The following is a 17,545-nucleotide window of genomic DNA, read 5'->3' as shown; positions in this document are numbered from 1 at the left end:
CAAGACCGGGTGTTTCACTCCGGCCGGCGTCGGCTAAAGATTTCGATAGATCGCCTTGATCTGCTTTCGAAACCACGCATGTTTGGGGTCCCTGTCATTGCGCACATGCCAAACCATGCTGGTGGTGATGACGCCAACGTTCAAAGGCACCGGCCGTTTGACGAGGCCGAAAGACTTCTCAAAAACACCTGACGCCAGTTCGGTGAAAACACCGATCATGTCGCTACGCGACAGCAGGTGGGGCACCGCCGTGAAGTTCGATACCGACACCAGCGGATCGCGCCGCAGATTGTGACGAGAGAGCAATTCGTCAAAGATCGCGGTCCGCGCACCGGTCGCGCTTACGATCAGGTGCGGAAATGACAGCACGGACGCGATGTCAAAGCGTTTCCGAGCCTTTGCCAACGGATGTTCGCGACGGAACACGCAGAACAATTTTTCGTCGTATAGGCGCTCCGTGTTCAGATGATGCGGCTTCTCGTCGTACCAGGCGAGCGCCACGTCGGTCAGGTCGGCATCCAGCAAATCCATCGCACGCGTGCGATCCGCGGTGACAATGTGCAGCGACATATGCGGGGCAAACCGCCGCAAGCGGTCAAACAGCGCGGGTACGATCGCCAGACTGAGGCGATCCGGCGCGCTCAGCCGCAGCGTTCCGCTCGCCTGAGCGGGGTCGAACTGCTGTTCTTCGCCGAGACATTTTTCGATCTGGGCGATGGCGTCCCGGAGAGGCTGCCGGATCGCTTCGGCGCGCGGGGTCAGGACCAGTCCGTTGGGGCCGCGGACCAGCAGGTCGTCCCCCAGCAGGGTCCGCAATCTGCGGAGCGCATTGCTGACCGCCGGCTGTGACCGGCGCAGCAACTCCGCGGATCGCGTCACGCTGCGTTCCGCAATCAGGGTGTCGAGCACCCGCAGCAGATTGAAATCAAGATTGTTCAGATTCACGAAAGTTCATTCACCAAATGAATGCGGCAAATTGATACTATAAATTTGGAAAATAGAGAAGCCTCCCTATCGTGCGGTCAAAAGGGATGGCGGATGCGCCCGTCGCTCGCGGCCGAGGCCATGCCGGCCTAATCAATTGGCGGGGGGATCAAAAATGCTGTCACGACGCAGTTTCATGAACGGGGCCCTTGGCGCAGGCGCGGCCCTTGCATCACACGGAGCGCAGCCGTTGGCCGCCCAGACCATGGAAAAAACCAAACCGGCCCGCAAGAGGGTTATTGTCGATACCCAGGTCCATCTCTGGAAGGCGAATACACCGGAACGGCCATGGGTCCCCGGGCTCCCACCACAACTGCCCGAGCCTTTCACCATCGAAAAACTGGTACCGCTGCTGGACGAAAACGGCGTCGATCGCGCGATCATCGTGCCGCCCAGCTGGGAAGGTGACCGGGTCGATTACGCGCTGGAGGCCGCCCAACGATATCCGAACCGGTTTGGCGTGATGGGCCGAATTCCACTCAAGAAGCCGCAAACCGCGGAAGAACTCGCGCGATGGAAGGCGCAGCCGGGCATGCTCGGCATCCGGCTGACATTTCTGGGAGGCGCAGCCGCGTTGCTGACGGATGGAACGACGGATTGGCTGTGGCCGGCCGCGGAGAAAGCGGGCATTCCCATCATGTTTCTCACCGCGGGCACGCTTCCACTCTTCGGATCGATCGCCGAACGTCATCCCAATCTGACGCTGATCATCGATCACATGGGCATTTCATCTCAGGTCGTGAAGGAGCAGAAGATTCCCCAAGCGGTCGAGCAGGCTGCGGCTTTGGCCAAGCATCCGAACATCTCCGTCAAGCTCTCGGCGGCGCCGGCCTATTCGTCGGAGCCGTATCCCTTCCGCGACATGACCGGCCACATCCAGCGGCTTTTCGACGCATATGGACCACAGCGCTGCTATTGGGGCACCGACGTCACCAACGGATTCGCCAAGGCTTCATATCGCCAACGCCTTGCGCATTTCACGGAAGAGCTGAAATTCCTTTCGGAAGATGACAAGGACTGGATCATGGGCCGTTCGATCCTCGCTCGGCTGAAATGGAGTTAGGATCGCCCGTCCGGTCAGAAGGCGGTGCAAGGGAATACTCCTTCAGCGCCTCGGTTAATCAGGGAGAAGCCAAGAGGGGGACGCCATGACTTACGCAGACAAGGGCCGCGATCCGAGACCAGTCATTACGGGATTGGGTTCATTCTACGAGAACTACGCCAGTCTTTACTGGCCGCTCATTCGTGTCACTGCGGGTGCAATCCTGTTCACGCATGGCTGGCCGAAACTGATGGCCGGCGCGCAGGTTTTTGCCACTAACAGCCTCGCCAAGCGCGGCATAGAGCCGGCGCTGTTGCTGGCTTATGTCGTGATCTTCCTCGAAACAGCGGGCGCCATCCTGATCATGCTGGGTCTGTTCACCCGCGTGATCGCGGCCCTGCTTGTGATCGAATTTCTCGTCATCATCTGGGTGCACATTCCCAACGGCTATGCCTGGAACATTCGCGGTTACGAATATCCGCTGTTTTGGGGTCTCATCTTCCTTGCGATGGTCTTGCGCGGCGGCGGGCCATATTCCCTCGACCGCAAGCTTGGCAGGGAAGTCTAATCCAGGCCTGATCTGATCTACTGCAGTTTGGAGCGGCGCGTTTTCGCACTTGAACTCGCGCCGCAAATTCTGCTTTCTGATGCCTTGATCGAAGGAGAGTGCTGATGTCTCACAATCACACCTTAACCGGCGGGCTGCTTGGCAAATTTCTGGTGGCCGGACTGGCCGCCATTGCGCTGGCGTTGCCGGTCCAGGCGGAGGCCAAATATCCGGAGAAACCGGTACGCCTGATCCTGCCATTTGGCGCCGGTGGCGTCGCCGACATCACCACGCGACTGGTGGCAGAAAAGCTCAGCGAAAAACTTGGCCAGCGCTTCGTCGTCGAGAACAGTCCGGGTGCGGGCGGCATCACCGCGGCGCGCGCGGTTCTGCAGTCGCCGGCGGATGGCTATACGCTGGCTGTGTTGTCGAACGGGACCGCGGTCAGCGTCGGCCTGTTCAAGAGCCTGCCCTTCGATCCGCTGAAGGATTTCGTGCCGGTTTCGGCGATGGGCTATTTCGACCTGATCTTCGTGACCAGTGCCAATGGTCCCTACAAGACGCTGGCCGATTTCATCAAGGCAGCAAAGGAGAAGCCCGGCGGACTCAACCTCGGCACCATCGCCGCTGGATCGAGCCAGAACCTGGGAGCCGAATTGTTCAAATCGACGGCGGGCATCAACGTTGTGATCGTACCCTTCAAGACGTCGGGTGACGTTCTCATCGGCCTTGAACGTAACGACGTGCAAATGGCGGCCGAGTTCTATGCTGCTCTGCGCGGCGGCCTCGAAGCCAAGAAATTCATCCCCGTTGGCACGTCGGGCCCGAACAAGGCCGAATATCTGCCTGGCGCTCCAACGGTCAAGTCGACGGTGCCCAACTTCGAAGTTACGTCGTGGAACGCGATCTTCGCGCCGGCCGGCACGCCCGCCGATGTCATCGCGACCTTGAACAAGGCGCTGAACGAAGTGCTTTCCGATCCGGCAGTGAAGAAGAAGGCGCTTGAACTCGGCATCGAAGCCAAGGGCTCGACCCCGCAGGAAATTCAGGATCGCCTGAAAGCGGACATCGCCAAGTGGTCGAAGGTGATCACCGACGCCAAGATCGAGAAGCGTTGATAAGATAAAGCAAGACTATATGACTGCACACGACCTGTCGGCGCGGCGCAAGCCGCGCTACCAGATGCCGGCGGGCGCGACCGACGCGCATTGTCATGTCTTCGGGCCCGCCGCCAAATTTCCCTACGCACCGAACCGCCGCTACACGCCGGAAGATGCGCCGAAGGAGGCGCTTGCGGCGCTGCACGACCATCTTGGCATCGAACGCGCGGTGATCGTGCAGGCGAGCTGTCACGGCAAGGACAATGCCGCGATGCTCGATGCCCTGGCTTGGCGGCCTGACAATTATCGCGGCGTGGCGATTGTGGACGACACGATTTCCGGCGACGATCTCGCGAAGATGAGCCAAGCCGGCGTGCGCGGCGTGCGCTTCAATTTCGTGAAACATCTCGGCGGCACGCCGGACATGAGCGTGTTCAATAATGTCATCAAGCGCATCAAGCCGCTGGGATGGCATGTGGTGCTGCATCTTGATGCCGCCAACGTCCTTCCGTTGTCCGACATGATCAAGGCGCTGCCGCTGACCTTTGTGATCGATCACATGGCGCGTGTGCCGGCGGCGGCAGGCGTTGACCAGGAACCATTGAAGGCACTGCTTGATATCGCCAAGCTCGACCGCTGCTGGATCAAGGTCTGCGGTTCGGAGCGCATCGATCTGCCGCCTTATGACAAGGCGGTGCCGATCGCGCGCAAGATCGTCGAGGCGATTCCGGACCGCGTGTTGTGGGGCACGGACTTTCCGCATCCCAATTCAACGCATGTCTGTGACGAAGCCGATCTGGTCGATCTCGTGCCGCTCATCGCGCCGTCGCCCGAACTGCAGAAAAAGCTTCTGGTCGACAATCCGGCGAAACTTTACGGGTGGTTCTGACGATCGGTACAGACCAAGTCATGATCATGGCCGGGCTTGTCCCGGACATCCAGATCTTTGGCGCGCTCGTCGTAAGCACGTGGATGCCCGCGATTGGCGCGGGCATGACGCATCTTCTCAGATCGAGCCGTAAAGCCAGCTGATGCCGTCAAAGGATTGTTCGGGCGTGCGTCCGGCCAGCATCATGTCGCGCAGTTCGGCGGTGACGCCGCGTGCGTGATAGAATTCACCGTAGACTCGCGCCATGATCTGCACGCGTCCGGTGCGCAGATAGCGCTGCTGCTGATAGGCCTCGAACGCTGCGGGCAGATTGTCGGGCTGCGCGGCGACTTTCTCCGCCAGCCACACCGCGTCTTCCGTCGCCTGACACGCGCCTTGTGCGAGATATTGCAGCATGGGATGCGCGGCGTCGCCGAGGAGCGTCACGCGGCCTTTTGACCAGTTCTTCACCGGTTCGCGGTCGCACAGCACCCAGAACTTCCACACATTGATGCGTTCGATGAGGCGCATAACTTCGGGACGCTGGCCTTTGAAATGCTCGTCCAGCAGCGCCTTGTCGCCTTCTGTATTCCATCCCTCGACGTAATGCTCCGAATGGAAGACGGCGACGAGGTTGTAGAGCTCGCCACGGCGCAGCGGGTAGTGCACGAGATGGGTGCGCGGGCCGGCCCAGAGAACCACATCCGGCCCCCATAGATCTTCCGGCACCTCGTCGCGCCGCAGGACGGCGCGATAGGCGATATGGCCGGACACGCGCGGCTTGCCGTCGCCGACGATCTTCTGCCTGACCTTCGACCACAATCCGTCGCAGCCGATCAAAGCCCGGCCTTCGATGCGCTCGCCGGAGGCGAGGATGGCGGTGACCTTGCTGCCATCGTCGTCGAAATCGACGACCTCGCGGCCGGTTTCCAGGCTGATCAGATTGTTGCTTTGGCAGGCCTTCAGATAGACGGCGAGAATGTCGTGGCGGTGGGTGACGGCGTAGGGCTGCCCAAAACGCCTTTTGAAGTCCTCGCCCAGCGGCACCTCGGTGATTAGCTTGCCGGTCAGGCCGTCGCGCATCTGCTGGCGGTTCGGCACCCAGGCATCCGCCAGCATGGCGTCCTTGAGTCCGATTTTCTCCAGGGCGGTGAAAATATTCGGGCCGAGCTGGATGCCGGCGCCGACCTCCCGGAATTCGTCGGCCTGTTCGAGGACGTGAACTCGAAACCCCTTCAACGCCAGCGCATAGGCCGTCACCAGCCCGCCAATGCCGCCGCCCGCCACCAGAAAGGGCAAATCCCCGTTCGCCTTCGCCATTCTCGTCTCCTGTCCACCTCTGCCGCAACGCCGCAAGCGCCGAGCATGCGCAGACCTGTCATAAACGGCGGGCTGTATCCCGCACAAATGCAAAACCCGCCGGGCAGGGGCCGGCGGGTCTTCTCACAGCGCATGCTGGGTGGATTGGAGCGCCGGCCTCTCCCTGAACGCGGCGAGCGAAAACTGGAGATTTGCCGCCCCTTATTTCAGCAACTGGCCGCGAAGCTCTCCGGCTGGGTGGGCGGCCGTATGGATGTTCACGTACCACATGCCGGCCAGCATATCGCGGATCTGCTGGTCGGTGAGGGTGGCTTCGCCCGAGAAGGAAGAGCCCGGATCGGGGATGGTTACCTGGACTCCGGCATTCTTGCTGGCCTCGGCCGGACCGTGGAAATGCGCCATGGTTGGCGCCGCGGTCAGGTTGGACAGACTGCCTTTCCAGGACAGCTTCTTGGTCGCCGGATCGAAGATCGCAGCGACTTGCCCGCTGCCGGCGAGATTGAGCGGCGGCACTTCATTGCTGCCCTTCAGCTCGGCCCGGAGATTCACTGTCTGAGCGATCGCCGGCGAGGCCAGCAGCAGAACACAAACGCATCCGAAAAACCGCCAACGATAGAGGTCCATGATGCATCCCCCATTGCGACATCAGGCATAAAACCCCGCAGCTGCAAGGTTTCATCCCGGCAGGATGCATCAATTCATCGCGTTATTGCAGATCTGAAGGCAATTCCACCGCGGTCTGGAATTCGTGCTGGCAAATTTCGCAGGACCAGGAATGGCGGATGAGGCCACTGCCAAAATATTCGGTTGCTGTCGCCGCGAACATCGTGTCGCCGCAACGGGGGCAGACGGGACGCTGAAAGAAAGGGATGACGGCCAAACGGGAAGACCCGGCCGGAGAGTCAAAGTGCAACTGCATGACCTCCTCCTTCAAGTCTAGCTACCCCATCCACCGTCGCCAAAAGCTATCCACCCTGTGTGGCAGTATCACGACGCCTTGAGGATTGTTTCGTGGTGAGCCGAAGGATTTGATTTCAATTTGCTCTATGGCCGAGGGCGGCACATGATGCCGCACTGCAACAGGGCCCTGCATGCGGTGAAAGGTGCCGGCATGAGCGGCAGATTTCTGGTGAACATGGTTCTGGTGAAGGACATGGTCCAGCTCGATCTGACCGGACCATTCGAGGTGCTGGCACGCGTTCCCGGCTGGACGGTCGAACTGGTGGGGGCCTCGCTCGATCCGGTCCGCACCGATCGCGGCCTGACCATTCTGCCGACCGTGACGCGCGAGGCGGCGCAGCGCCCGGATCTGTTCGTGGTGCCAGGCGGCACCGGAATCGACGATGCCATGGTTGACCCAGCCTGGGTGCAATTCGCGCGCGATCAGGCCGATGCCGCCAGGCATGTATTCGGCATTTGCACCGGCTCACTGCTGTTGGCGGCCGCCGGTCTGCTGACCGGGCGCCGGGCCGGCGCACATTGGCAGGCGCGCGATCTGCTTGCGCATTTTGGCGCAATCCCCAGTCACGACCGGATGGTGGTCGATGGGAAATATTACACTTCCGGCGGAGTCACCTCCGGCATCGACATGGCGCTGCGCGTGGTCAGCGACGTGGCTGGCAAGGAGATCGCGCAAAAGATTCAGTTGCAGATCGAATACGATCCGGCGCCGCCATTTCCCGGCGGCACGCCATTCACCTCGACGCCCGAGATCGTCGAAGCGGTGAAGCAAGCGTCCATGCAGCGCCGCGCGGCGAGAGAAAGGCGCGTCGAACAGGCGGTCGCTGTGATGCGGACGGCAAAGGCCGCACAAACCCAGAAGTGAATCGCCGAGCGATCAAAGAACACTGGCGAGCCCGCCGGGATTCGAACCCGGGACCCTTTGATTAAAAGTCAAATGCTCTACCGACTGAGCTACGGGCTCGCGTTGAGTGTCTGGTGCCTGGCGGAGTTCGGTGGCCGCCGTGCAGAGGCCGGGCCGTAAGGGACTGGATAAGACCCGAAGGGCGCGACCGGCTGGGCGGACACATAAGCCGAATGGGCGGCCCGGACAACGGAAAATTCCGTTCCCGGAGGGCTTTGGTTGGGGCAGATGCAGCCTTTCCGAAAGCCGTCGGGGTTGGAGATGGAAGTGAAGCGGTGCGGCCGGAACATAAGTGGAACCGAGACGCGGCGATGGGCTCTGAGAACGCGTGCCGCAGATTTGACAGGCCGGTTTCGGCCATGGGCTCGTCAGCGCGGCGGGAATTGCCTAGGTTGACGCGAGATCCCGCTCCTTCGAATTTCCGCCCGTAATTGAGAGTTCCGGCCCAATGGCAATCGTGAATCGCATCGCCGAGTTTCATCCCGAGATCACCACCTGGCGGCATGACCTGCATGCCCATCCGGAATTGGATTTCGATGTGCACCGCACGGCGGCGTCTGTGGCGGAGAAGCTCAAGGCGTTCGGCTGCGATGAGGTCGTGCCGGGGATTGGTCGCACCGGCGTGGTCGGCGTGATCAAGGGCCGCAGGCCGGCCAACGGCGGGCGCGCCAAGGTGATCGGATTGCGCGCGGACATGGACGCGCTGCCGATCGAGGAAGCGAACGACCTGCCGTACAAGTCGACCATTCCGGGAAAGATGCATGCCTGCGGCCATGACGGCCATACGGCAATGCTGCTGGGTGCCGCGAAATACCTCGCCGAGACGCGCAATTTCGCCGGCACCGCGGTCGTGATCTTCCAGCCAGCCGAGGAAGGCGGCGGCGGCGGCAAGCTGATGGTCGCCGACGGCATGATGGAGCGGTTCGGCATCGAGGAAGTCTACGGGATGCACAATTATCCGGGCATTCCCACGGGCCAATTCGCGATGCGCGTGGGACCGATCATGGCGGCGGCGGACCATATCGATATCGAGATCGAGGGCCGCGGCGGCCATGCGGCGCGACCGCATTTCACCGTCGATCCGGTTATGGTCGGAGCGCAGATCGTCAATCAGTTGCAGTCGATTGTGTCGCGCAACGTCGATCCGCTGCATTCGGCGGTCGTGTCGATATGCCAGTTCCAGGCCGGCTCGACCAACAATGTCATCCCGCAGACGGCTTTGCTGCGCGGCACTTGCCGCAGCCTGACGCCGGAGGTGCAGGACCTGGTTGAGAAGCGCGTCGGCGAGATCGTCGAGAACGTTGCCAGGGCGCACGGGGCGAAGGCAACGGTGGCATACAAGCGCAGCTATCCAGTCACCCGCAATCACCCGGATCAGGTGGCTTTCGCGGGATCGGTCGCGAGCGAGATCGTCGGCAAGGAGCGTGTCGACGAAAATATCCTGCCGGTGATGGGCGCGGAGGACTTTTCCTTCATGCTGAATGCGCGGCCGGGCGCGTTCATCTTCGTCGGCAATGGCGACAGCGCCGGGCTGCATCACCCCAAATACAACTTCAATGACGAGATCATTCCCATCGGCGCGTCCTATTGGGCTCGCCTGGTGGAGAAAGCGCTGCCGGCGTAACAGCCGGCAGGAACGTACGTTGTTATAGCAAAACGCCGCCCGATCGGGCGGCGTTTTCATTTTTCGAGTGCAGCGGCGCTACTGAATCGTTTCCATCTGCTTGTCCGCGGGCGCTTCAGCGATCGCCTTGGCAAGCGCCGGGCGGCGTTTGCCGAGCGCGACGGCGCGGCTGCGCAGTTCGGCCCAATAGGCGAAGTCGTTGACCCGGTTGCCGTCGAAGGCCGCGATCATCGTCGCCGCCAGGAACGGCAGGCTCTGGATCATCAGCACGAAGGCGAAGACGTAGATTTCGCTGACCTGCCGGTCGTTGGTGGCGACCAGAATCGCGGCGCCAAGAACGAGCAGTCCGCCGATCACCGCTTCCCAGAAGGCCTGGAAGTCAGTCTTCAGGCGGCCGCGGCCGCCTTTCGCGGTGCGCGCGAAGGGCAGGTGGTCCTTAACGAGACCGTCCCACACCGCATGCGCCACCGTCCATTGCACCGACATCGCGGCAATCACCGCGCCGAAGGTCTGCTTCTTGTTGATGTCGACGCGCAGGCGATAGAGCGTCATGAAATGCAGCACCGACACCGCGAACGAGGCGATAATCGGAATGGTGAGTATCTTGTCCGGGATAGCGATGCCGACAAATGCGACGACCGGAACCCAGAGCAGATTGAAGATGGCGACGACGACGCCAAGCGACTCGGCTCCCAGCCAGTTCAGCCAGCCGAGCAGGAATTCGCGTTTCTGCTCGCGGTTGAGACTCGATACGCCGGGCAAAAAACGCCGCCAGTGCTTCTTGACGATCTGCATGCCGCCATAGGCCCAACGGTGACGCTGCGTCTTGAACTGGCCGAACGTGTCGGGCAGCAGGCCGAAGCCGTAGCGGCGGTTGGTGTAATGCGTCTTCCAGCCAAGTTCGATCATGGTTAGGCCGAGGTCGGTGTCTTCGCAGATCGTGTCGCTCGACCAGTTGCCGGCGGCGGCCAACGCCTCGCGGCGCATCAGGCACATGGTGCCGTGCACGACGATGGCGTTCTTTTCGTTGCGCTGGACCATGCCGATGTCGAAGAAGCCGGCATATTCGCCCTGCATCGCGTAATGCATGACGCTGCGGTCGCCGTCGCGGTGATCCTGCGGCGCCTGGATCAGGCCGACCTTCGGATCGGCGAAGACCGGAACAAGATTGGTCAGCCAGTCGGGCGTGACGATATAGTCAGCGTCGATCACGCCGATAATTTCGGCATCGGGCGCCGTCTGCGTCAGCGCCAGGCGCAGCGCGCCGGCCTTGAACCCCTGCAAGTTGTCCTCACGCACGAACTTGAAGCGGTCGCCGAGCGCACGGCAATGCTCCTCGATCGGCTGCCAGAAGGCCGGATCCGGCGTGTTGTTGATGATGACGATGCATTCGAAATGCCGATAGGTGAGGCTCGCCACCGCATTGAGCGTCGCCTTCAACATTTCCGGCGGCTCTTTGTAGGCGGGAATGTGAATCGAGACTTTCGGGCCGAAACCTTCGGGTGCCAACGGTGGCGAGACGATCAGGCGTTGCGGCTTGCGGCCAAAGGCGATGGCCGCGATCTCTTCCATGCGTGCAAATGCGATCATCACCATAGGCACGAGCAGCGTGACGCCGAGACCAAGCGCGAAGGCGGAGCCCGGGACAAAATAGTGGCCCTTCCAAAAGCCAAAAACTGTGGCGAACCAGGCGCCGACCGCGTGCGCGGATACCGCAAGCAGGGCGGCCTGACCGAAGGTCGCGCCGGTCATTGCAAGGACGGGCAATGACAGAAGCAATCCGAGGAGGACCGAGAGCAGCATCTGCCGCCAGTGATCCGGATCGGTGAGCGGTCCGCTGAAGGCGAATTTCTGTTGGCGGGCATCATCGAACATGCCCCAGTAGGCGCCGACGCTTCCTTCGAACACCTTCCAGGGCTGATCGATGGCTTCAACAATGTTGTAATCGATGCCAAGCGCATCCGCGCGGGCAACGAAATCGCGCAATATGCTGGCCTGCTGGAAGCGTCCGGGATTGGCATCTTTCAGGTTGTAGCCCGCACTTGGCCAACCGAACTCGGCAATGACGATCCGCTTGCCGGGATACATACGACGCAGCTCTTGGTAGCCGCCAATGCCTTTGTCGACGGCGTTCGCGTCGGGTACGCCTTCCCAGTAGGGGAGGATGTGTACGGCGATATAATCGACGGCCGATGCCAGTTCGGGATGATCGCGCCACACGCTCCAGATTTCACCGGTGGTCACCGGTACCTGCGTTTCGCGCTTGACCCGCTGAATCACCTTGATAAGGCGGGCAACATTGATGTCTTCCTTGGCGCGGTTGATGCGCATCGCATCGCCCGAAGCTTCCGTGTCCTGAAGGTTCTTCAATTCCTCAGGGGTAAGGTCGAGTTTCTCATCGCCGATGAGAACAGTCTCGCCGCGGTACACAGTTTCGTTGCCGACGACAATGCCATGAATGTTGGAATTGCGCCGCGCCAGATCGATGACGGAGCGAATTTCACGTTCATTGCGCTTGGCGTCGTTGTCGAGCCAGGCGCCGGCAGTCACCTTCAATCCGAATTCATTCGCAATGGTCGGCACCAATTCGACGCCTTGCGTAGACGAATAGGTACGCACCGCGCGCGTGATCGGAGCGAGTATGCGCAAGTCGGAACGAATCTGCGCGGCAGATGTTTGTGTCTTGTCTGCATGCGTCGCGCCTGCAAACGGAGCGTAAGAAACGCTGGCGAGCGGCCCTTCGATATCGGGCGCAGCTACCCGCTTTTCAGCGAGAGCCCAGAGTGCCGTATGCACAATTGCCACAAGCGCGACGACGAAAACGGCGAGGCGCATCATACGCTAGACCAACGGGGCTGTGAGGAAGGCGTCCACCCCGTCCCCTGGGAAGGCGCCTGCTGCGATGCAAAATACCTCGAACGAGGCGGCTCTACAATTTAAATCCGGACGTGGCGTTTTAATGACGCCGCACGCAGCCGGACAGACAACTCTTTTACTGTGTGGATGTTCCGGATTGCGGTGAATTTGCTGCAGCCGCCGGCGCCGGCGGTGCCGCAGGATTGACCCAACAGGTGTTCACCCGTCCCTGCAGGGTATCTGGTGCTTTCGGGTCGATCGAACCCTGCCTGACGACGCAGCGGAAGGTCGCCTGAATGTGCCCGCCCGGGCATCCAAAGCGGTCATAAAGATCAAGATGACGGAAAGCGGTGTCCATGTCGTCGCGCCAGAGCAAATTCACCACCCGGCGGCCGAGCCAGACGCATTCCGGATTGCCCGCCGGGCCGGTAATCTGACGGGACACCTCCATCAAGTCGTCCGCCTTGCGCTGCGAAGGCTCTTTCTTGGCCTCGCCACTCGGCTGTTGTTTCGCCTTGTCAGCGGCTCCTTGATCGCCGCCGCTCTGGGCGAATGCGGGCTGGCTGCCAGCCGCAGCAAGTACTCCCGCAAGACAAAGCGCGGGTAAGAGGCGCAGGACGCGAACGGACATGGTGGTGTGATTTCTCGATAGGTCGGGCCAGGGAATCCAGCTCTGAGCGGACGCAAATTCTCATCTAAATCGGTCAGCAATACGGCGCCTTGCCGCACGGCTTTGCAGGATAAAAGGAAATCCAACTTCCAAACTTTTGTCCAGCGGCAGCCGCACTTGTGCTTAAAGCATCGAAGCTTTCTGTTTCCCTACCTTCAGGCGCCTGGCTCTTCATTCGCATGTATGAACGTTTGTTTATCTCGTTGACGATCCCGCTTGGACTTCTGGCCGCTGCTGCCGCTGTTGTCGGGGCAGCTTGGTGGTGGATAGGGATGGCCGTGCCGATGCCTGCGGCGCCGCTGGTTGCAGGCGAGAAGCTGCACTGCGTGTCCTATGCGCCCTTTCGCGGAGACCAAAACCCGCTGTCGGAGGGGACGCATATTCCGGCCTGGCAGATCGATGAGGATCTGGCGCGCCTCAAAAGCCTGACCGACTGTGTGCGCACCTATTCGATCGAGCATGGCCTCGAGCAGATTCCGGAAATCGCGCGCAAGCACGGGATGAAGGTCATTCATGGCCTTTGGCTGTCGAGCATAGCGGCCAAGAATGAAGCGCAGATCGCGACCACCATCTCACTGGCAAAGCGTTTTCCGGACGTGATTCAGACCGTCGTGGTCGGCAATGAAGTCTTGCTGCGTGGTGAAATATCCGCGACCGATCTTGCCGGCATCATCCGCCGGGTGAAGGCACAGGTGAGCATGCCGGTGACCTATGCCGATGTCTGGGAGTTCTGGCTTCGACATCGCGAAATCTATGATGCAGTCGACTTCATCACCATTCACATCCTGCCGTATTGGGAGGACTTCCCAATTCCCGCCAATGAGGCGGTGGCGCATGTGGATTCCATTCGCCGGCGAATGGTCGCCGCGTTCCCCAACAAGGATATCCTAATCGGTGAAACCGGCTGGCCCAGCGCCGGGCGCATGCGCGAAGGGGCGCTGCCGTCGCTCGCCAATCAGGCGCTGGTCATCCAGGGCGTTCTCGCGCTCGCCAAGCGCGACAATTTCCGCATCAACGTGATCGAAGCATTCGATCAGCCCTGGAAGCGTCGACTCGAGGGAACGGTCGGCGGCTACTGGGGCCTGTTCGATGCGAGGACACGCGAGCAGAAATTTCCCTGGGGGGTCGCGGTATCGAACCATCCGCATTGGCAGCGGCAGGCCATCGCCGGAATTCTCTTGGCGGGGCTCGTCTTCGCCGCAGCCGGGATCGCGCGCCTGCGCCTCACCGGGTCTTTGACAGCCTCCATCGGCGCCTGGCTTGCCGTTGCCGTGAATGCCGCCGTCGCTGGAATTTTCATCATCCTGGCGACTGAACTGATGTTCATCGAGAGTCTTGGGCTTGGCGGGTGGATACGCTCCGTCGCGCTGGTGCTGCTGGCGGCCGCCATCCCGCCGGTTGCGTCGGCGGCCGTGATGCAAAAAACGACGATCCCATCTTTTGCCGTCGTGCTCGCGACATTCCGACCGGAATCGCGTCGCCCGCTGGCGATCGCGCTGGGCTTGCTGCTTGTTGCGCTGACACTGGTGGCGATCCAGGTCGCGCTCGGCCTTGTCTTCGATCCGCGCTACAAGGATTTCCCTTACGCGCCGCTGTCTGCGGCCGTTACTCCGTTCCTGCTGCTGTCGCTGACGACGGCTGCGCCGGGACGCAGGCATGGCGCGGCCGAGATCGTATCCGCAGCAACGCTTGTCCTGTCGGCCGTCTACATTGTGTTCAACGAAACCCTCGCGAACTGGCAGTCGGTCTGGTTCTGCGCCTTGATCGTGGCGCTTGCCGTTATTCTGTTCCGGTCGAGGGACGCGGCCGCGCCAGGCTGAGGATCAGAAGTCCCACGGACAATGCCGACAGTCCGACATTGTAAAGGACAATGCCGAAACCGGCAGCGACCAGCCCGATAGCGAACAGGACCAGCGAGGGGCGGATCAAATTGAGCAGGGCCGCGCCCAGCGCAACAAAGCCGAAGACCGAATTCGAAAACAGCGCGATGACGACCTTGCGGGTGAAGCAAAGCCAAGTCTGCAAGCCGGCCTGGCAGGCAAGGCCGACGGTCGAGAGTTCGATGGCCAGATATCGCAGATAGAGCGCATAGCCGACAGACAGCAATCCGGCGGCGATCAGCCAGTTTGTCTGGCGCGGCGTCGGCATGAAAAGCGGACGGGTCTTCGGGTTCTGCATGAGGCGGCACTATGACCGCAGCCGACGGCTCAGCGCAAGGCGAGGCGCTGCCCGTCGAAAATCGCCGGCTGGCATGACATGCCGGCATTCGCCACGCGACCACAGAGCCGCGCGGCAGCCGCGGCATTGCTCAGCGGCCCGACAATCAGCCGCAATTCGACCGAACCGGGTTTGCCGCCGTCGCGGACGGCGACCACCGGATAAAGTCCCTCGAACAGATCGGCATGACTCCGCTTGATGGACACCCATGCGTTGCGCAGGGTCTTCAGATTGGGACCGTTGCCGATATCGACGCCGAAGTCGGTGCGCGTCGCGGTATTTTCTTCGTCGTCAATTGTCGGAATGGAGGGTAGCCCGACGCTCGCCAGTACCTGCGGCGATGGCGAGGGAATGGTCAGCGGCGAAGATATCGTGGCAACGAGCGACGGGCCGATGGCAACCGGACCCGGAACGGACTGCGTCGTGTCCGTCTGCGCGACAGCTTCGGGCTTCGGTGACGGTTCCGTCGTCGGTTTCGCCTGTCGGGAAATTGAGCCCGTCACATCGTCCAGATTTCGCTCGAGCACGGTGACACGCGCGAGCAGGCGGTCGCGGTCGGCCGAAAGAGAACGCACAGCGACCGCCATCTGCTGGGTTTCAAATTCGAGTTCGGCGGTGCGGGTCGCGGCCGGCGAGAGTTCGGCTTGCAGCCGCGCGGTCTGTGCCCCTGACGCCGGACCGAACATGGCCGTCATGCGCCGGCTGCCGATGTCGGAGCGTGTCGCGAAGACCGCTAGCAACAGGGCAACCGCGGCTGCGGCGCCCCAGCTCGCCAGACGGATCAGCCCGCGCAAGTCGATATCCTCGCGCGCCAGGGAGTCCGTACTCATGGTCCGGTCGTTGGGTTCGGGCATTGCATCTTCGCGAATCAGCCAGCGGAAATGCTAGCAGGAAGCGGGCAATATCTCTTCCCGGCAGCCGAATCGGCGGTCATGGCTTTTCCACATCCGGCTGCTCGGATAAGAGGACCCCATGAATGCCGAAACCACGAAACCATCCCGGACCTGTCTGGCCATTGTCCTCGCTGCCGGCGAGGGTACGCGCATGCGGTCCTCATTGCCGAAAGCGCTGCATCAGGTGGGCGGCCGCACCTTGCTGGCCAATGTGCTGACCGCCGTGAAAGCAGCAGGTTCGACCGCCACCGCGGTGGTCATCGGTCCGGATCATGATGCCGTCTCAGCCGAAGCCCGGCGTCTTGTGCCGGAGGCCACGATCGCGGTGCAGAGGGAGCGCCGCGGAACCGCGCATGCAGTGCTGGCCGCACGCGAGGCGCTGGCGAAGGGAGCTGACGATATCCTCGTGATCTTCGGGGATACCCCGCTCGTCACTGCGGACAATCTGGCGCGTCTGCGCGCGCCGATCGCGCAGGGCGCGGCTGTGGCCGTGACCGGGTTTCGTCCTGCCGATCCGACCGGCTACGGGCGGCTGGTGTTGAAGGGCGGCAAGCTTGTCGCCATTCGCGAACATAACGATGCGAGTGAAGAAGAACGCAAGATCACGCTCTGCAATGGCGGGTTGATGGCCTTCTCCGGCAAGCATGCGCTATCGCTCCTGGAGCGCATCAAGGACGACAACCGCAAGAAGGAATTCTATCTCACCGACGCGGTATCGCTTGCAGGGGACATGGGACTGAGCGCCGCCGTGGTCGAGGTCGAGGAGGACGATGTGAGAGGCATTAACACCAAGGCGCAACTTGCCGAAGCCGAGGCCGTGCTGCAGCAGCGTTTGCGCAAGGCGGCGCTGGATTCCGGCGTCACCATGATCGCGCCGGACACGGTTTTCCTGTCAGCCGATACTAAATTCGGGCGCGACGTGACGGTGGAACCGTATGTTGTCTTCGGTCCGGATGTCACGGTCGACGACAACGCCGTCATTCATTCGTTCTCGCACCTGACCGGCGCACATGTCGGCGCAGGCGCGTCCATCGGGCCTTATGCGCGGCTGCGGCCGGGAACGAAAATCGGCAAGGGCGTCAGGATCGGCAATTTCGTCGAACTGAAGGAAGCGGTGATGGAGGATGGCGCCAAGGCCAATCATCTCTCCTATATCGGCGATGGTCGCGTCGGCGAGAACGCCAATATCGGCGCCGGTACCATCTTCTGCAATTATGACGGCGTACAAAAGCACCGGACCGAGATCGGCAAGGGCGCTTTTGTCGGGTCGAATTCGGCGCTTGTGGCGCCGGTGACCGTCGGCGACGGCGCCTATATCGGTTCTGGTTCGGTGATAACCGACAATGTGCCGGCCGATGCCCTGGCTTTGGGCAGGGTGCGGCAGACCATTAAGGAAGGTTGGGCGGAGCGCTTGCGCAAGCTGAAGGCGGCAGGCAAGAAGAGGGTGCCGTCGGAACAGCGTTAGTGAGTGTGGCGGCGGCATTGTCCGCCTGTCACATGTCGAAACGGTTTTTGATTTCCGTGACCGGAGACGGGCGGCTTTAAGGACGATCCGGGGAA

16 protein-coding genes and 1 tRNA gene are annotated in these 17,545 nt (G+C 61.6%); 8 read left to right on the top strand and 9 right to left on the bottom strand.

The window, feature by feature from the left end:
* Positions 1–33: 33 nt before the first annotated feature.
* Complete coding sequence (locus RO009_17475; protein ID MDT3686824.1) at positions 34–945, bottom strand: LysR family transcriptional regulator; 912 nt, start codon at positions 943–945, stop codon at positions 34–36.
* A 229-nt stretch (positions 946–1,174) separates the two neighbouring features.
* On the opposite strand from RO009_17475, the gene RO009_17470 reads away from it, so the two are divergent.
* From RO009_17470 to RO009_17455, 4 genes are all read left to right on the top strand, one after another.
* Positions 1,175–2,047 (top strand): amidohydrolase family protein, encoded by an 873-nt coding sequence (locus RO009_17470; protein MDT3686823.1) that lies wholly within the window; start codon positions 1,175–1,177, stop codon positions 2,045–2,047.
* Positions 2,048–2,132: 85 nt separating this feature from the next.
* A complete protein-coding gene (locus RO009_17465; protein ID MDT3686822.1) occupies positions 2,133–2,594 on the top strand; it encodes a DoxX family protein in 462 nt (153 codons plus the stop codon).
* A 104-nt stretch (positions 2,595–2,698) separates the two neighbouring features.
* Positions 2,699–3,691 (top strand): tripartite tricarboxylate transporter substrate-binding protein, encoded by a 993-nt coding sequence (locus tag RO009_17460; protein MDT3686821.1) that lies wholly within the window; start codon positions 2,699–2,701, stop codon positions 3,689–3,691.
* A gap of 19 nt (positions 3,692–3,710) precedes the next feature.
* Positions 3,711–4,562 (top strand): amidohydrolase family protein, encoded by an 852-nt coding sequence (locus RO009_17455; GenBank protein MDT3686820.1) that lies wholly within the window; start codon positions 3,711–3,713, stop codon positions 4,560–4,562.
* Between the two features lie 117 nt (positions 4,563–4,679).
* Here the strand turns inward: RO009_17455 and RO009_17450 are convergent, their stop codons facing one another.
* From RO009_17450 to RO009_17440, 3 genes are all read right to left on the bottom strand, one after another.
* Positions 4,680–5,861 carry a 3-hydroxybenzoate 6-monooxygenase gene (locus tag RO009_17450; GenBank protein ID MDT3686819.1) on the bottom strand — a complete coding sequence of 394 codons (1,182 nt, stop codon included), beginning with the start codon at positions 5,859–5,861 and terminating at the stop codon, positions 4,680–4,682.
* Between the two features lie 201 nt (positions 5,862–6,062).
* Entirely contained in the window at positions 6,063–6,485 is a 423-nt protein-coding gene (locus RO009_17445) for a CHRD domain-containing protein (protein MDT3686818.1), read from the bottom strand.
* 82 nt (positions 6,486–6,567) lie between these two features.
* Complete coding sequence (locus RO009_17440) at positions 6,568–6,780, bottom strand: hypothetical protein (GenBank protein ID MDT3686817.1); 213 nt, start codon at positions 6,778–6,780, stop codon at positions 6,568–6,570.
* A gap of 192 nt (positions 6,781–6,972) precedes the next feature.
* On the opposite strand from RO009_17440, the gene RO009_17435 reads away from it, so the two are divergent.
* Positions 6,973–7,686: a DJ-1/PfpI family protein gene (locus RO009_17435; protein MDT3686816.1), complete on the top strand. Its 714-nt coding sequence runs from the start codon at positions 6,973–6,975 to the stop codon at positions 7,684–7,686.
* A gap of 23 nt (positions 7,687–7,709) precedes the next feature.
* Here RO009_17435 and RO009_17430 read toward each other — a convergent pair.
* Positions 7,710–7,785, bottom strand: a tRNA-Lys gene (locus RO009_17430).
* A 388-nt stretch (positions 7,786–8,173) separates the two neighbouring features.
* Between RO009_17430 and RO009_17425 the strand changes: the two genes are divergently transcribed.
* Positions 8,174–9,349, top strand: a complete 1,176-nt coding sequence (locus RO009_17425) for a M20 aminoacylase family protein (GenBank protein ID MDT3686815.1) — start codon at positions 8,174–8,176, stop codon at positions 9,347–9,349.
* Positions 9,350–9,427: 78 nt separating this feature from the next.
* Here RO009_17425 and RO009_17420 read toward each other — a convergent pair whose 3' ends face one another.
* Both RO009_17420 and RO009_17415 read right to left on the bottom strand, forming a co-directional pair.
* Entirely contained in the window at positions 9,428–12,184 is a 2,757-nt protein-coding gene (locus RO009_17420) for a glycosyltransferase (GenBank protein ID MDT3686814.1), read from the bottom strand.
* Between the two features lie 157 nt (positions 12,185–12,341).
* On the bottom strand, positions 12,342–12,836 hold the full coding sequence (locus RO009_17415) for a beta-1-3, beta-1-6-glucan biosynthesis protein (protein MDT3686813.1): 495 nt from the start codon (positions 12,834–12,836) through the stop codon (positions 12,342–12,344).
* Between the two features lie 218 nt (positions 12,837–13,054).
* Between RO009_17415 and RO009_17410 the strand changes: the two genes are divergently transcribed.
* Positions 13,055–14,695, top strand: a complete 1,641-nt coding sequence (locus tag RO009_17410; GenBank protein MDT3686812.1) for a beta-(1-6) glucans synthase — start codon at positions 13,055–13,057, stop codon at positions 14,693–14,695.
* Here the strand turns inward: RO009_17410 and RO009_17405 are convergent.
* Complete coding sequence (locus RO009_17405) at positions 14,655–15,053, bottom strand: hypothetical protein (protein MDT3686811.1); 399 nt, start codon at positions 15,051–15,053, stop codon at positions 14,655–14,657. The genes RO009_17410 and RO009_17405 overlap by 41 nt on opposite strands.
* A gap of 29 nt (positions 15,054–15,082) precedes the next feature.
* Positions 15,083–15,922: a hypothetical protein gene (locus RO009_17400; GenBank protein MDT3686810.1), complete on the bottom strand. Its 840-nt coding sequence runs from the start codon at positions 15,920–15,922 to the stop codon at positions 15,083–15,085.
* A gap of 142 nt (positions 15,923–16,064) precedes the next feature.
* Here RO009_17400 and glmU point away from each other — a divergent pair, with 142 nt between their 5' ends.
* Entirely contained in the window at positions 16,065–17,450 is a 1,386-nt protein-coding gene (gene glmU, locus RO009_17395; protein MDT3686809.1) for a bifunctional UDP-N-acetylglucosamine diphosphorylase/glucosamine-1-phosphate N-acetyltransferase GlmU, read from the top strand.
* The last annotated feature ends 95 nt before the right edge of the window (positions 17,451–17,545 follow it).

The sequence above is a fragment of the Pseudorhodoplanes sp. genome, from assembly GCA_032027085.1.
Classification (GTDB): Bacteria; Pseudomonadota; Alphaproteobacteria; order Rhizobiales; family Xanthobacteraceae; genus Pseudorhodoplanes.
Note: the sequence above shows the minus strand (reverse complement) of the source record. Positions and strands in the feature narration are given on the sequence as shown.

Coding starts and splice junctions, on each gene's coding strand:
- RO009_17465 (MDT3686822.1), top strand. CDS start 2,133: ATGACTTACGCAGACAAGGGCCGCGATCCGAGACCAGTCATTACGGGA.
- RO009_17460 (MDT3686821.1), top strand. CDS start 2,699: ATGTCTCACAATCACACCTTAACCGGCGGGCTGCTTGGCAAATTTCTG.
- RO009_17455 (MDT3686820.1), top strand. CDS start 3,711: ATGACTGCACACGACCTGTCGGCGCGGCGCAAGCCGCGCTACCAGATG.
- RO009_17450 (MDT3686819.1), bottom strand. CDS start 5,861: ATGGCGAAGGCGAACGGGGATTTGCCCTTTCTGGTGGCGGGCGGCGGC.
- RO009_17445 (MDT3686818.1), bottom strand. CDS start 6,485: ATGGACCTCTATCGTTGGCGGTTTTTCGGATGCGTTTGTGTTCTGCTG.
- RO009_17440 (MDT3686817.1), bottom strand. CDS start 6,780: ATGCAGTTGCACTTTGACTCTCCGGCCGGGTCTTCCCGTTTGGCCGTC.
- RO009_17435 (MDT3686816.1), top strand. CDS start 6,973: ATGAGCGGCAGATTTCTGGTGAACATGGTTCTGGTGAAGGACATGGTC.
- RO009_17425 (MDT3686815.1), top strand. CDS start 8,174: ATGGCAATCGTGAATCGCATCGCCGAGTTTCATCCCGAGATCACCACC.
- RO009_17420 (MDT3686814.1), bottom strand. CDS start 12,184: ATGCGCCTCGCCGTTTTCGTCGTCGCGCTTGTGGCAATTGTGCATACG.
- RO009_17415 (MDT3686813.1), bottom strand. CDS start 12,836: ATGTCCGTTCGCGTCCTGCGCCTCTTACCCGCGCTTTGTCTTGCGGGA.
- RO009_17410 (MDT3686812.1), top strand. CDS start 13,055: ATGTATGAACGTTTGTTTATCTCGTTGACGATCCCGCTTGGACTTCTG.
- RO009_17405 (MDT3686811.1), bottom strand. CDS start 15,053: ATGCAGAACCCGAAGACCCGTCCGCTTTTCATGCCGACGCCGCGCCAG.
- RO009_17400 (MDT3686810.1), bottom strand. CDS start 15,922: ATGAGTACGGACTCCCTGGCGCGCGAGGATATCGACTTGCGCGGGCTG.
- glmU (MDT3686809.1), top strand. CDS start 16,065: ATGAATGCCGAAACCACGAAACCATCCCGGACCTGTCTGGCCATTGTC.